Annotated in this window: 13 protein-coding genes; 9 read left to right on the top strand and 4 right to left on the bottom strand. The window is 42.3% G+C overall.

Annotation, left to right across the window (positions count from 1 at the left end):
• Window positions 1–142 precede the first annotated feature (142 nt).
• The 4 genes from N5O98_RS16760 to bioD all read left to right on the top strand — a co-directional run bounded on the left by N5O98_RS16760 (window position 143) and on the right by bioD (window position 3,513).
• Window positions 143–1,297 carry an 8-amino-7-oxononanoate synthase gene (locus N5O98_RS16760; protein WP_004326645.1) on the top strand — a complete coding sequence of 385 codons (1,155 nt, stop codon included), beginning with the start codon at window positions 143–145 and terminating at the stop codon, window positions 1,295–1,297.
• Window positions 1,294–1,956 carry a DUF452 family protein gene (locus tag N5O98_RS16765; RefSeq protein ID WP_004297134.1) on the top strand — a complete coding sequence of 221 codons (663 nt, stop codon included), beginning with the start codon at window positions 1,294–1,296 and terminating at the stop codon, window positions 1,954–1,956. Before N5O98_RS16760 ends, N5O98_RS16765 begins: the two co-directional genes overlap by 4 nt.
• 64 nt (window positions 1,957–2,020) lie before the next feature.
• Complete coding sequence (gene bioC, locus N5O98_RS16770; protein ID WP_118161471.1) at window positions 2,021–2,863, top strand: malonyl-ACP O-methyltransferase BioC; 843 nt, start codon at window positions 2,021–2,023, stop codon at window positions 2,861–2,863.
• Window positions 2,860–3,513 (top strand): dethiobiotin synthase, encoded by a 654-nt coding sequence (gene bioD / locus N5O98_RS16775; RefSeq protein WP_118161470.1) that lies wholly within the window; start codon window positions 2,860–2,862, stop codon window positions 3,511–3,513. The genes bioC and bioD overlap by 4 nt, the downstream gene beginning before the upstream one ends.
• A 104-nt stretch (window positions 3,514–3,617) precedes the next feature.
• Here the strand turns inward: bioD and N5O98_RS16780 are convergent, their stop codons facing one another.
• The 4 genes from N5O98_RS16780 to N5O98_RS16795 all read right to left on the bottom strand — a co-directional run bounded on the left by N5O98_RS16780 (window position 3,618) and on the right by N5O98_RS16795 (window position 9,752).
• Window positions 3,618–5,975: a hybrid sensor histidine kinase/response regulator gene (locus N5O98_RS16780; RefSeq protein ID WP_004297137.1), complete on the bottom strand. Its 2,358-nt coding sequence runs from the start codon at window positions 5,973–5,975 to the stop codon at window positions 3,618–3,620.
• An 88-nt stretch (window positions 5,976–6,063) separates the two neighbouring features.
• A complete protein-coding gene (locus N5O98_RS16785) occupies window positions 6,064–6,588 on the bottom strand; it encodes a biotin/lipoyl-containing protein (RefSeq protein ID WP_004297139.1) in 525 nt (174 codons plus the stop codon).
• Window positions 6,589–6,617: 29 nt separating this feature from the next.
• Window positions 6,618–8,129: an acetyl-CoA carboxylase biotin carboxylase subunit gene (gene accC, locus N5O98_RS16790; protein ID WP_004304129.1), complete on the bottom strand. Its 1,512-nt coding sequence runs from the start codon at window positions 8,127–8,129 to the stop codon at window positions 6,618–6,620.
• A gap of 78 nt (window positions 8,130–8,207) precedes the next feature.
• Entirely contained in the window at window positions 8,208–9,752 is a 1,545-nt protein-coding gene (locus N5O98_RS16795; protein ID WP_004300524.1) for an acyl-CoA carboxylase subunit beta, read from the bottom strand.
• A 248-nt stretch (window positions 9,753–10,000) separates the two neighbouring features.
• Here N5O98_RS16795 and N5O98_RS16800 point away from each other — a divergent pair, with 248 nt between their 5' ends.
• The 5 genes from N5O98_RS16800 to N5O98_RS16820 all read left to right on the top strand — a co-directional run bounded on the left by N5O98_RS16800 (window position 10,001) and on the right by N5O98_RS16820 (window position 15,424).
• The gene (locus N5O98_RS16800) at window positions 10,001–10,588 is read left to right on the top strand and encodes a DUF3575 domain-containing protein (protein WP_004300526.1); all 588 of its coding nucleotides are present in this window, start codon (window positions 10,001–10,003) and stop codon (window positions 10,586–10,588) included.
• A gap of 24 nt (window positions 10,589–10,612) precedes the next feature.
• Window positions 10,613–12,064, top strand: a complete 1,452-nt coding sequence (locus N5O98_RS16805; RefSeq protein WP_118161475.1) for a DUF3868 domain-containing protein — start codon at window positions 10,613–10,615, stop codon at window positions 12,062–12,064.
• A 92-nt stretch (window positions 12,065–12,156) separates the two neighbouring features.
• Entirely contained in the window at window positions 12,157–13,656 is a 1,500-nt protein-coding gene (locus tag N5O98_RS16810; protein ID WP_061448368.1) for an L-lactate permease, read from the top strand.
• 431 nt (window positions 13,657–14,087) lie between these two features.
• On the top strand, window positions 14,088–14,468 hold the full coding sequence (locus N5O98_RS16815; RefSeq protein WP_052588007.1) for a transposase: 381 nt from the start codon (window positions 14,088–14,090) through the stop codon (window positions 14,466–14,468).
• Between the two features lie 35 nt (window positions 14,469–14,503).
• Window positions 14,504–15,424 carry an IS3 family transposase gene (locus N5O98_RS16820; RefSeq protein ID WP_196061154.1) on the top strand — a complete coding sequence of 307 codons (921 nt, stop codon included), beginning with the start codon at window positions 14,504–14,506 and terminating at the stop codon, window positions 15,422–15,424.
• Window positions 15,425–15,509 lie beyond the last annotated feature (85 nt).

The following is a 15,509-nucleotide window of genomic DNA, read 5'->3' on the forward strand; positions in this document are numbered from 1 at the left end:
GGGCCTTTCCTCACCGAGGAAGGATGCCTTGGTCGGTGAGAAACTTTCGGGATACTTCTTTAGACAATAAACATCTTATAGACAACTGATTACGCTTTCAACCATCCATATATCGAATACTTATTACTTAAAACAATAATTCATGACATTAGAACATATAAACCAGGAACTCCAGACCTTGAAAGAGAAAAAGAACTACCGTTCTCTCCCACCGCTTATTCACGAAGGACGAGATGTTCTGCTGAACGGACAACGAATGTTGAACCTATCTTCTAATGATTATCTCGGGCTGTCCAATGACATTTCATTGAGGAAGGAATTCTTAAAAACACTCACCCCTGAAACATTCCTGCCTACTTCCTCCTCTTCCCGGTTACTGACCGGCAATTTTAGTGACTATCAGAAGTTGGAGCAACAGCTAGCCACGATGTTCGGAACGGAAAGTGCACTTATATTCAATAGTGGTTATCATGCCAATACAGGAATACTTCCTGCCATTTGCAATACTCACACACTGATTCTTGCCGACAAGCTAGTGCATGCAAGCCTGATAGACGGAATTAAATTATCATCAGCTAAATGTATTCGGTATCGTCACAATGATATTTCCCAGTTGCAACGACTGATTGCTGAAAATCATAACGCTTATGAGCAGCTTATTATTGTTACCGAAAGTATCTTCAGCATGGATGGCGATGAAGCTGATCTTCCCGCTCTCATTCAACTCAAAAAGAGTTATTCCAATGTTCTTCTTTATGTAGATGAGGCTCATGCTTTTGGTGTACGAGGAAAAAAAGGATTAGGATGTGCCGAAGAACAGGACTGCATCAACGATATAGACTTTTTAGTAGGAACATTCGGAAAAGCCATTGCTTCGGCAGGTGCCTATATTGTCTGTCGGCAACTCATTCGGGAATATCTTATTAATAAAATGCGCACGTTTATATTCACCACCGCACTTCCTCCTATCAATATCCAGTGGACTTCGTGGGTGTTAGAACGCCTTTCAGCTTTACAACATAAGAGGGCTCACCTGCTACAAATCAGTGAAAAGCTAAAGGTAGCCCTTACAGCCAAAGGATATAATTGCCCATCGGTGAGCCATATTGTACCTATGATTATAGGAGCCAGTGAAGATACCATATTGAAAGCAGAAGAACTCCAGCGCAAAGGATTCTATGCATTGCCCGTCCGTCCACCTACCGTACCCGACGGAACTTCACGTATCCGTTTTTCACTGACAGCGGACATCACTGAACATGAAATTGACCAACTCATCAAACTGATAAACGAATGAAGCAGCATTTTATCATAAAGAATAATCAGAAGCATCTATTGCTTTTCTTCGCCGGTTGGGGGATGGACGAAACTCCTTTCCTGACCATTCATCCTACAGATAAGGACTGGATGATTTGCTATGACTACCGTTCATTAGCATTTGATACCGACTTATTGGAAACCTATTCCCAGATTACACTTATCGCCTGGTCGATGGGAGTCTGGGCAGCTTCGCAAATCATGAAGCAGTACCCACATCTGCCTGTCTCCCAAAGTATCGCCATCAACGGCACCCTCTACCCCATACACGAAACCAAAGGTATCGCTCACTCTATTTTCGATGGCACACTTCAAGGGCTGAATGAACAAACCTTGCAAAAATTTCAAAGAAGAATGTGTGGTTCAATAGCTGACTATAAAACTTTTCAAACCATATCCCCCCAGCGTCCGATGGAAGAACTCAAAGAAGAACTTGCTGCTATACAACAACAATATTTATCATTGCCGCCCTCTGATTTTAAATGGCAAAAAGCTATCATAGGAAAAGGCGACCGCATTTTCCTCCCGGATAACCAATATTTGGCATGGGAAAACCAAGTGGACTCTCTTGAACAAGTGGAAGCGGCACATTACCAACAAGAGCTTTTTAACACGATACTCATGCAGCCGGAGAACTGATGCATCCATCATTTTAAAATAAAGTGATTATCAAGTATATCAGTCTATTAAACAAATATTGATTATGAATAAACGACTAATCGCAGAACGTTTTTCAAAAGCTATCACTACCTATTCAAAGGAAGCAAACGTGCAACGGCAAATAGCAGGTAAAATGATTCGTTTGCTTACAGAACACATACCTTCTCCCTGCTCGAAAGTAATTGAATTTGGCTGCGGAACCGGTATTTACTCCCGTATGCTGCTCCAAGCCCTCCGTCCGGAAGAGTTATTACTTAATGACCTTTGCCCCGATATGAAATATTGCTGTGAGGACTTATTAATGAAGAAGCAGGTTTCTTTTCTTCCGGGAGATGCCGAAACAGTCTCTTTCCCCACCGAAAGTACATTGATAACTTCCTGCTCCGCCTTGCAATGGTTCGAATCACCGGAAAACTTTTTCGAAAGGTGTAATACCCTACTCAATAATCAGGGTTATTTTGCTTTTAGCACTTTTGGAAAAGAAAACATGAAAGAAATACGCGAACTTACCGGCAACGGACTTCCTTATCGTTCACGGGAAGAGCTCGAAGTAGCTTTGTCACCCCATTTTGACATACTGTATTCAGAAGAAGAGCTTATCCAGCTTTCGTTCGAAGACCCGATAAAAGTACTATATCACTTGAAGCAAACCGGAGTCAATGGCTTATCAACGCAATCCTCTCCTACCGGAAAACAAGAGAACGATTTATGTTCATCAGACAACAATTCAAAAAATAATTTTAAGAACAATCTCCCCCAACAGCAATGGACTCGTCGTGACTTGCAACTCTTCTGTGAACGTTACATGCAGGAATTTACTCAGGGCACTTCTGTGTCCTTAACATATCACCCTATTTATATCATCGCAAAAAAGAAAAAAGTATGAAACAGAATGTATATTTCGTAAGCGGTATCGACACTGATGCCGGAAAAAGCTATGCCACCGGCTTTCTAGCTCGTGAATGGAACAAGAATGGTCATCGCACCATCACCCAGAAATTTATTCAAACGGGAAATGTAGGTCATTCCGAAGATATTGACCTACATCGGCAAATCATGGGAATCCCTTTCACCAAAGAAGACCAAGAGGGACTAACCATGCCGGAGATTTTCTCTTATCCCGCCTCTCCGCATCTTGCTTCCCAGCTGGATAACCGCCCCATCGACTTTGATAAAATAAAACGTGCGACCGAAGAATTGAGTGAACAGTATGACTCTGTTTTACTTGAAGGAGCAGGCGGCCTTATGGTTCCCCTGACAACTGAACTTTTAACCATTGACTACATCGTCCAAGAAAAATATCCGCTTATCTTTGTTACTTCGGGCAAACTGGGGAGTATCAATCATACCCTGCTTAGTCTCGAAGCAATACAAAAACGCGGCATTGTACTAGATACCGTATTATATAATTTATATCCTACCGTAGAAGACAAGACGATTCAGAATGATACAATGGAATTTATCCGAACCTGGCTGAAAAAGTATTTTCCGGAAACGAAGTTTATACTGGTTCCGGAAATAAAAAAGAATCTATAGAAAAGTAATCACCGACTACTTTCACTCAACAACAATCGTACTCTTTTGTGGATTATGGCTATCATAAGTAACTTTCACCGGATACATATAGCCATAATCCTTTTTTAAACAGTAGTCGAATATTTATCTAAAGCCTTTCTCAATGTTCTTTCCGAAATCGGTTTGGTCACAAAGTCATTACAACCCATCTCCAATGCCAATTCTTTATCCGCCTCAAAAGCATAAGCCGTCAAAGCAATGATCGGAATTTCTTTAGAATAAGAGCGGATAATATGGGTTGCTTCCAGTCCATCCATACGCGGCATTTTTACATCCATCAGGATTAAGTCCGGTTGGTACTGCTTATACATTTCGATAGCTTCCACTCCGTCTTTAGCCCAAAGCAATGTATATTCCCTGCCAATCAGATTCTTCAGCAAGATAAAATTGCTCTCCACATCTTCTGCTACCAGAATCTTCTTAATCTGTTGTACACGATTGACTGTATTTCCTTTAGATACCACTTTCGACTCTTTAAAGAATTTACCATGCTCTCCGGTTTCTTCATAAGGGATCGTGAAATAGAATGTGGAGCCTTTACCCAGTTCGGAAGTCACCCCTATTTCTCCACCGATTTTTTCGATAATCATCCGACAGATAGACAGACCTAATCCTGTCCCTTGGGCAAAAGAGTTCAGTTTGACAAAACGCTCGAAGATATGATCTACCTTTTCCGGTTCTATCCCTATTCCTGTATCCTTTACATACACACGAATATCTTTATCCATTCGTCCAAAACCAAAACGGATCTCTCCTTCATAGGTAAACTTACTTGCATTAGTCAGGAAATTCGTTATCACCTGCATGATACGGTTCTGATCTCCCTCCATGAGCAAATCCTCCTCCTCATTATCAAAGACAAGAGTTACCCCTTCTTTCACACGTTCTTTATGAACAGTATAAATTGTTCGGCAGACCTCTCCCAGATTCATTGGACGTTTGATATATTCCAGTGTCCCGGCTTCTATCTTCGATAAATCCAGAATATCATTAATCAATTGCAACAAAATATCCGAATTCTGATTGATTATATCCGAATAGAGTTTTTTCTCTTCAGCAGTTTCGGCAGAAGGCAATAACTGGGAGAATCCTACAATAGCATTCAGCGGAGTCCGGATCTCATGGCTCATGTTAGCAAGGAAAGCACTTTTCAATCTGTCGGATTGCTCCGCTTTAATCCTTGCCCTAATCAGTTCCTGCTCAATATTCTGAAGATTAGTAATATCCCATGAAATGCCAATCAGCAACGGTTTACGTCCCTCCATCGGTACAAGTGCTTTCAAAGTCTGCACGATACGCGCTTCTCCATTAGCGGACAAATAAGTTTCCTGCATATCAATGCGCTTATGAGTCTGAAGTAATTCTAAATCATCTTTACGGAATTTCTCCGCATCTCCATGCACCGGAAATATTTCATAATCCGTATGCCCGATAGCTTTAGACGCCGGAATACCTGAATGATCGGCAAATGCCTTATTCCAATACAAATATCTAAAATCATCTTCCGGGTCCTTCACACACAAATAGACCGGAATATTATTTAAAATACCATCCAACAATAAATTCAGTTCGCGGAGTTCATCCCGTTTCTTGATAACATCAGTAATATCCTGCGTAAAGAACCAAATGAGTTCCTGATTATTTTCACGAATCAGAAAAGCAGATACCTGATGTACTCTCTCCTTCGTATGCCCGTAAGGTATATAAGCCGCCCGATAAGCAAAGCTACCATCGTTATCACGAATTTCCTGCAATCTTTTTTCCCACGCCCCCCTGTCGGTCATAGAGACACGCAAATCATATACTTTTTGTGTACCCAACTCTTGCGTTACACCGTATTCTTCTATAAATTGCTTATTCGCATAAACCAGCGTTCCATCTCCCGCCACAGCAAGAATGCTGTCACTCACCTTATCGAGCACACTTTTAAAAACTTCCAACTGCCTTTGGGTAGCTACTCGTTCCGTTATATCACGACACATAATCAGCACGTATTCCTCATCCAACGGAAAAATACGGTTCTCGTAATAATGGCGTTCACCATTAAAATCCAGTTCGTGATGTGCAGTTGAAACAGTTCCGGTGGTGATAGCATGACGCATATTGGAGTGAATATTCTGATATGCTTCCGGTGGAACCATATCCTGCATACGCATCCCTCTAAAATCCTTGTTTGATATTCCTACATGGTTGGTTTCCTCATTGGAAACAACTTCAATACCTACCTCACTCTGATTGAAGACAGTCAGCATATCGGGAAGAGAGTCTAGTATTCTAACAGCATATTTTTCTTTAAAACTAACAGGACGATCGTTATATTTCTCATCCCTAAGGGTAGAAAGTTCTTTTCTAAGCTGCTCGTTTTCTTTTTTAAGTGCTTCTAACTGTTCTAATAATGCTTCTTTGCTTTGTTCGATACTCATAATGTAACGGTGTAAATACGTACTTATCTGCCAAAAGTAAATATTTTTTTGAATAAAAGCACGTATTTACCCCGTTTTTTTCAAAGAATTACTCAATTACCATAATCCGGTCGTTCAATCCCACCTTCATGCCATCTTCCACGAATACTTCTTTCACAACTCCATCCGTCACCGAACGTATCTCATTCTCCATTTTCATCGCCACCAATACACAAAGCGGATCACCCCGCTTCACGAGATCTCCTTTCTTTACATACGTCTTCAGGATAACTCCCGGCATCGGTGCCTGTACCACCTGACGCCCTACGGATTCAGCAGCAGTGCGGGCATTATGTATCTTCTCCATTTCTCCCTGCAATTCAATCTGATAAAGCTCCCCTTTATTCATAATCGTATATGAATTATTGGAAGAAGGAGAAATCTGCACTCCATGCGAGTGGTGATCGATGATGATCGAATGGATAGAGTCGCCACCCATGTTATAATCGACCTCATATATCTTACCATTGACTGCAATCTTCTTGATTGGTCCGTCCTCCAGAATCTCCACCTTATATTCACTGTCCGGCATATCCTGGAGCTTGGCGTAATATGTAGCTAATGTTGTACCCATAATCTGTTCCGTTATTTATTAGTCTCAAATCAATAATTATTAGCAGTCATCTGCAATTTACCATAATACTTCCAGAGTGATTCTCCTACTACCGGGAGTGTTGTTGCACGGGAAGCCGCTTCTTTCTCACGCTCGTAATGTCGCACTGCGGCAGCAATGACAGCCACTGTCGGATCTGTATTCTGACGACGTTTCAGGTCTTCCTTATCGAAGCGTGTATCAATAAACGTCGTGTCATATTCACCTTTCAGGAAAGCTGCGTTCTTCAATACACGTTGATGGAAAGGAATCGTTGTCTTAATTCCCAGAATCTTATACTCGCGCAAAGCACGTGCCATATTGGAAATGGCCGATGCACGGGTACGCCCCCAACAACATAGCTTGGCAATCATCGGGTCATAATGCAGAGAGACTTCAAATCCGGCATAAGCGGCACTGTCAAGACGCAGGTTACGTCCCTCGGGAGCTTCACGGACAGTAATCACACCGGGAGAGGGCATGAAGTTATTCTCCGGATCTTCGGCGTAAATACGACATTCGATCGCTGCTCCGCTAAACTCAATATCATCCTGTTTGTAAGGTAATGGATTTCCGGCAGCAACAGTTATCATATCCCGTACCAAGTCAACGCCTGTGCACTCCTCCGTCACAGGATGCTCTACCTGCAAACGGGTATTCATCTCGAGAAAATAGAAGTTCTGGTCCTTATCCATCATAAACTCCAATGTCCCGGCACTGTAATAACCTATTTTTTTACAGGCTTCCACGGCTACCTTCAACATCTTCTTTCTCGTCTCCTCTTTCACAAAAGGAGAAGGACTTTCTTCTATCACCTTTTGGTTACGACGCTGAATGGAACATTCACGTTCATACAGATGAACGACATTTCCATACTTATCTCCCATGATCTGAACTTCGATATGATGCGGATTCTCAATATATTTTTCAATATAAACCGCATCATTGCCAAAGGATGTCCCTGCTTCGGATTGCGACAAACGGAGAGCAGTTTCCACCTCTTCTTCCGTACGTACCAGACGCATACCTTTTCCTCCACCTCCCGCAAGTGCTTTCAGCATAATGGGATAGCCAACTTCATTAGCTACCTTCTTCACTTCATCAATGCCCTGTACGGGTGTTTCGGTTCCGGGCACAATAGGCAATCCTGCTTCCCGCATAATCTTACGGGCCTCCGTCTTGATTCCCATTTTGGAAATAATATCCGCACTCGGTCCGATAAAAATCACTCCCTCTTCTTCGCAACGGCGGGCAAAATCCGCATTCTCCGACAGGAAACCATATCCCGGATGAATAGCGGCTCCGGTCTTTTTGGCAATGGACAATATCAATTCCGGCTTTAGGTAGGAGGTATCTTCGGGCGATTCGGAGATGCAATAGGCTTCTTCCGCATAACGCACGTGCAAAGCTCCGCGGTCTACATGGGTATAAACAGCCACTGTCGAGATATTCATCACCCGACAAGTCCGAAAGATGCGCATCGCTATCTCACCCCGGTTGGCTACTAATATTTTTTTTATCATAATCTTTTTCTTTTTAGAAGTCAAAACTTAAAAGAGCAATTTAATAATTTTAGGCACGGATTTAATCCATAAACAGGCTTACAGCGGTAGATTAGAATGTTTCTTAGGAGGATTCGACTGCCGTTTGTTGGCAAGCATCTCGAAACTTCGAATCAACCGCAAACGGGTTACTGCCGGATCGATTACTTCATCCACATATCCCAGTTCCGCCGCCCGGTAAGGATTGGCAAACTTTCCGCGATAATCATCCTGAAGTTCTTTCCGTTTCTCTTCGGGTTTCTCGGCTTTATCTATTTCCTTACGGAAAAGGATATTCACAGCTCCATCCGGTCCCATCACCGCGATTTCGGCGGTAGGGAAAGCAAGATTTACATCTCCACGGATATGCTTGGAACTCATCACATCGTAAGCACCACCGTATGCTTTGCGGGTAATAACCGTCACTTTCGGCACCGTAGCCTCACAATAAGCATAAAGTAATTTTGCCCCGTTACGGATAATTCCGCCATATTCCTGATCGATTCCCGGAAGGAATCCCGGAACATCTACCAGTGTCAGTAAAGGGATATTGAAAGCATCACAGAAGCGGACAAAACGGGCGGCTTTGATAGACGCATTGATATCCAGTGTACCAGCAAGCACCAATGGCTGATTAGCCACCACTCCCACCGTTTTTCCATTCAGGCGGATATATCCCGTCACAATATTCGCAGCATATTCTGCCTGAAGCTCGAAGAAACTATTATCATCAGCCACCGCTTCTATCATCTCTTTTATATTATACGGCTGATTCGGATTGGACGGAATCAAATCTGCCAGTTCCGGAGTCAGGCGAGTCGGCGAATCGCTGGTCGCTACAAACGGAGGCTCTTCCATATTATTCCCCGGCAGATAGGAGATCAATTCACGAATATAATTGATGCACTCAATATCGTTTTCCGCAGAAAGATGGGCTACACCGGACTTTGTCATGTGCACGCCTACTCCACCGAGTTCTTCTTTTGTCACTTCTTCCTGTGTCACGCTTCTCACCACATCCGGTCCTGTAATAAACATATAACCGGAGTTTTTCACCATCAAAATAAAATCGGTCAATGCAGGAGAATAAACAGCACCACCGGCACAAGGTCCCATGATTGCGCTAATCTGCGGAATCACTCCGGATGCCATAGAATTGCGCAGGAATATCTCGGCATATCCGGCCAAAGAACGTACTCCTTCCTGAATTCGTGCACCTCCCGAGTCATTCAATCCGATGATGGGTGCTCCCATCTGCATGGCCATGTCCATCACTTTACAAATTTTCTTAGCATGCGTTTCCGAAAGAGCTCCTCCAAATACGGTGAAATCCTGTGCGAATACATAAACCAGGCGCTTGCCAATCATACCATATCCCGTCACCACCCCGTCTCCGGCGAATTTCTGCTTTTCCATACCGAAATCGGTACACCGATGGGTTACCAACTTATCCAGTTCGATAAACGAACCTTTCTCCAATAATAAATCGATGCGTTCACGGGCGGTCAGCTTGCCCACAGAATGTTGTTTTTCAATGCGAGCGTCTCCGCCGCCTTTTTCTGCTTTCCTGTTCAGTACTTCCAGGTTGCTAATAAGCTCTTTCATAGGCTGTAATTATTAAAGTTGTATGTGTGTGTAAAAATAAACAGTAATAAATGAAATCATTGTCATATTGATTACACAAAGGTACTTTTATATAATGAACGCATCATGCGTGGAAATTGTTAGCATTTATGCCTTAAAACATCTTTATCCATTTATTTAGGGAGCTTTTTTTGCAGGTTGCGACAACAAACTTCCCCGCTTTTCTGTTTATCGCTTATCATTTTTAATAAAACCTATACCCTAACAAAATGAGAACAATTAAAATCTTATTAGCAGCCGGTTTCCTGCTCGTGTTCGGTACAAGTATTCATGCACAGGTACAACGGAATGAAACCTATCTACCCAAATTTGCCATCAAGACCAATGCTCTCTATTGGGCCACTTCTACGCCCAATTTAGGAATCGAAGTGGGATTGGCAAAGAAACTGACTCTCGACATATCCGGTAACTACAATCCGTGGAAGTTTGGTGACGACCGTCAAATCAAACATTGGCTCGTTCAGCCGGAATTACGCTATTGGCTCTGCGAACGTTTCAACGGAAGTTTCTTCGGTTTACACGGACATTACGGAGAAATGAATGTCAGCAATCTGAATATATTCGGAATGGGACATGACCGTTACGACGGCAATCTGTACGGAGCCGGTATTTCCTACGGATATCAATGGATCATAAGCAAACGATGGAGTATGGAAGCTACCATCGGAGTGGGATACGCCCGTCTGGAATATGATAAGTATGCTCGTGGTGACGGAGGTGAAAAGTTGGGACATAACACCCGCAATTATTTCGGTCCGACCAAAATCGGTCTTAGTTTCATTTATGTCATCAAATAATCGAACTCTCTAAAACTTACAATGATGAAAAGAAAACTTATTTATCTATTTATAGCTTTTGCAGCCGCCATCCTACCGGCTCATGCACAAAAATTCCTGAACGATGCGCTCACTCTCTCGAACGTATCTTTATGGCAACAAGGTAACTCTCTCTATGTCAGCATGACCTTCGACATGAAGAATCTGACAATAGGTTCCGCCCGAAGTTTAAGCCTTATTCCCCTGCTGACGGACGGACAGCATAATGTACCCTTGCAAGAAATCATCGTCAATGGTAAAAGACGCGAAAAAGCATATATCCGCAGTCTGGCAATCACTAAGCAAGAACCTACCGCCATTATCGTTCCTTATAATAAAAGGGAAACTTTTAATTATACGCAGGTGATTCCTTACAAACCCTGGATGGCTAATGCCAGTTTGCAACTTGTAGAGAATCTATGCGGATGCGGCAATTATCAGGAAATGAATGCACAGGAACTGATTACCAATGATGTATCTACCGAAGCCAAACGTTTAAGTGCCATGTCTCCTATCATTGCCTATATTCAGCCAACCGTAGAAGTGGTCAAAAACCGTAGCGAACAATATGAAGCTCATCTGGATTTTCCGGTCAACAAATCGGTGATCCTTACCGACTTCATGAACAATCATGCTGAATTGGTGAATATCCATGCCATGTTTGACAAAATACAGAATGACCGGAACCTGACTGTGAAAGGTATCAGTATCAAAGGTTTCGCCTCGCCGGAAGGACCTCTTGCCTTCAATGAACAGCTTTCCCAAAAACGTGCGGAAGCTTTGAAGGATTATCTGGTTAAGAACGAAAAAGTGTCTTCCAAACTATATAAAGTGACTTTCGGTGGAGAAAACTGGGATGGATTGGTAAAAGCACTCCAATCTTCTTCGATGAAGGAGAAGGAAACATTCCTGAACATCATCAAAAATACAACTGACGATGCCAAACGTAAACAGGAAATCATGCGTGTAGGCGGCGGAGCTCCTTACCGTACCATGTTGAAAGAGATTTATCCGGGACTGCGTAAAGTGAATTGCAAAATTGACTACACCGTTGTCAATTTCGATGTTGAACAAGGCCGCATCATTATCCGGGAAAATCCGAAATATCTTAGTCTGAACGAAATGTATCAGGTGGCCAACAGTTATCCGAAAGGCAGCAAGGATTTTGTTAATGTATTCGATATTGCTGTACGCATGTATCCTACTGACGCCGTAGCTAACCTGAACGCAGGAGCCGTCGCATTATCACAAAAGGATTTGGATGCAGCAGTGAAGTTTATGGAGAAAGCCGATCACAATACTGCCGAGTTCATCAACAATACCGGAGTCTACAATTTCCTTAACGGAGACATTAACCGTGCCATGGCCGCATTCGAGCAGGCAGCAAAGCTAGGTAACGAAGCTGCCCTTGCCAACTTAAAACAATTACAACAAATTTTAAGTGTGAAGATGAAATAAACAGAAAAATCTATTTATTCAACCGACCAAAGTGGGGCGTTCGTTTGTTATATCAATAATAAACGACGTTCCACTTTTTAAATCTGATAATTATGACCTTGATCCTTGCTGTTATTCCAGTGTTACTGTTGATTATACTGATGGCATTTTTTAAAATGTCAGGTGATAAAAGTAGTATCATTTCTCTGATTGTAACGATGCTGATTGCTCTTTTCGGCTTTGCTTTCTCGGTAGACAATCTGTTTTACTCCTTTTTATATGGAGCATTAAAAGCTGTCTCTCCTATCTTAATCATTATTTTGATGGCTATTTTCAGTTATAATGTATTGTTGAAAACTGAAAAGATGGAGATTATCAAACAGCAATTCGCATCTATTTCTACCGATAAAAGTATTCAGGTGTTATTACTGACTTGGGGATTTGGAGGTCTATTGGAAGCTATGGCCGGCTTCGGAACAGCAGTAGCTATTCCGGCGGCAATTCTTATCAGTCTGGGATTCAAGCCTATCTTTTCGGCAACGGTGAGTCTGATTGCCAATAGTGTAGCCACTGCTTTCGGAGCAATCGGAACTCCGGTATTAGTATTGGCCAAAGAAACGAATTTGGACGTATTGCATCTTAGTACGAATGTCGTATTGCAATTATCCGTTTTAATGTTCCTGATTCCGCTGGTTCTACTTTTCCTTACTGACTCCAAACTTAAATCGCTCCCGAAAAATATATTCCTGGCTTTATTGGTAGGCGGAGTCTCTTTAGCCAGCCAATATGTGGCAGCAAAATATATGGGTGCTGAATCTCCGGCCATAATCGGCAGTATTCTTTCTATTATCGTAATCGTTATTTATGGAAAACTTACTGCATCCAAAGAAGAGAAAACACGAAAAAGTCATCTGAAAACGAAAGATATATTAAATGCATGGAGCATTTATTTACTGATTCTGTTTCTGATTATTCTGACCAGTCCGCTCTTTCCGGGATTGCGTCATACTTTAGAGAACAATTGGATTACGAGAATCAGTCTGCCTATCAATGCGTCCACCGTCAATTATACTATTTCCTGGCTGACTCATGCCGGAGTATTGCTTTTCATCGGTACTTTTATCGGTGGATTGATTCAGGGGGCTAAAGTAAAAGATCTGTTCATCGTTCTTTGGAATACCGTGAAGCAGTTGAAGAAAACATTCATTACGGTTATCTGCCTCGTGGGGTTATCTACTATTATGGATAGTTCCGGAATGATCGCTGTGATTGCCACAGCACTGGCTACGGCTACCGGAAGTTTGTATCCGTTATTTGCTCCGGTTATCGGTTGTCTGGGAACATTTATCACCGGAAGCGACACCTCTTCCAATATCCTTTTCGGAAAGTTGCAAGCAAACGTGGCTGGGCAAATTCATGTCAGTCCGGATTGGCTGTCTGCTGCAAATACAGTAGGTGCTACAGGGGGTAAGATTATCTCTCCACAAAGTATTGCCATTGCTACTTCTGCCGGAAACCAACAGGGAAAAGAAGGTGAAATACTGAAAGCAGCTATTCCTTATGCTTTAATATATGTGGCGATTACAGGAATTATTGTTTATATTTTCAGTTAATTACCCTAAAATTGAAGAAGATAATAATACTGTTAACAAAGCGTGATAATACTTCCGCTTAACCATTAGATATTAAAACATTTAGCTCGTTTTTGCACGGTTTTGATTCTTTTCACCACAGAGGACACGGAGGACACAGAGGTGAATTTGGTTTATGACTTACGGTTGTGACCCTAATTTTGATGCGTAATCCTCCTACTATAAAGTTGAAAAAATATGAAAACATCTGCCACCTGCAACGAAAAGCGCGTAATGCACTAGTTGATAAATAGTTGGAGCGTTGCAGATACCTGCGGCAGATAGGTTGCAGATAAAGTATCTGCAACACAGTATAAACCTTACATAAGCTAATTCTCCATGAGTGCAGAAGTTTATTGTATACATTATGTAGTGTACTGAATAAGTTGACACTTCTTAAATTCGAAATTCACATGGAAGAATTAAAAAAGAAGTACACTCCTTACACAGAATCTGAACGAATGTCGTATATTCGTGAGTATTTATCGACTTCCGAAACGAAGTATCAGTTTGCCAAGCGTACGGGTATTTGCCGTCGTTTGCTGATTCTTTGGCTTGATAAGTATCATATAAATGATAAAGTTATGAGTACAGAACAACCCTCTTTAAGCAAAGCCTCTGATGAGTCTCTCAATGAACTGGAAAAAGAACTCGCTGCATTGCGTGCCGAAAACCGCAAACTTCAGCGTGCCCTTCAGGAGGAAAGTCTTCGTCATGAAGCTTGTGAGGAATTGATTAATCTTGCGGAGTCAACCTATCACATCAAGGTTCGAAAAAACTCCGATGCCAAGTAATCGACACCTTGTCACAGGGGAACTCTGCCCTTCATATGCGCGGCAGTCTGCAGTTCCTCTGTGATTACTTCGGCATAACCAGACAAGGTTATTATAAGCATGTCAACAGAAAAAAGGAAATAGACATCCTCACATCAAGCATTGTGCTGTATTGTAATGAGTTACGTAAACTTATGCCTAAGGCTGGTATGCGTGAACTCTATGCATGCTGCCTCCGCAAGTTTGGTGTCAGGATGGTCATTGGGCGTGATCAATGCTATAATATTTTTCGTGCTAATGGCCTGTGTCAACGTGTCAGGCATGTGAGACCAAAGACTACAAATTCCAATCATAATTATTACATTTATCCGGACTTGCTGAATGTCATTCCTAAATTTGTAGCTGACACATTCGGTTCAATGGTTGTAGCGGACATAACCTATGTTGCCACGTGCCAGGGATGGGCTTACCTGTCTCTTCTTACCGATGCGGGCAGTCGGGCCATAGTCGGATATGCCCTGTGCAAAACACTTGAAGCGGAAGGTCCCTTAAAGGCACTTAGGATGGCTATGGACTTTTACAACAGATACAATGTTGATTTGAGTAGTCTCATACACCATTCTGACCGGGGAGTGCAATACTGCTCAAACCTGTATGTAGGTATGCTCAAGAAACATCATATTAATATCAGTATGACTCAGTGTGGGGATCCGCTACATAATGCTCTGGCTGAACGGATGAATAACACGATCAAGAATGGGTGGCTGTTTGACTGCGAAGATGACAGCTTTGAACAGTTGGATAAACGTATAGCCGATGCCATATATGCATACAATTATCTTCGACCCCATCACGGCATACAAATGAAAACACCGATGGAATATATTCGTAACGGCAGGGGAAAGGTAGCTGAAGTCCCGCTCGTCGGGACGGGTGCTCCCGCCCCTATTCTTATGGATTACGCAAGCGAATTTTGATAATTTCTCGAAAAAAAAGCATCCGTCCTAATTACAGCGAACATAATCGTAACTAATTTCGCTCTAACTGCATTCAGAACCGACA

It is taken from the genome of Bacteroides sp. LFL-34 (genome assembly GCF_027257075.1).
Taxonomy (GTDB): Bacteria; Bacteroidota; Bacteroidia; order Bacteroidales; family Bacteroidaceae; genus Bacteroides; species Bacteroides ovatus.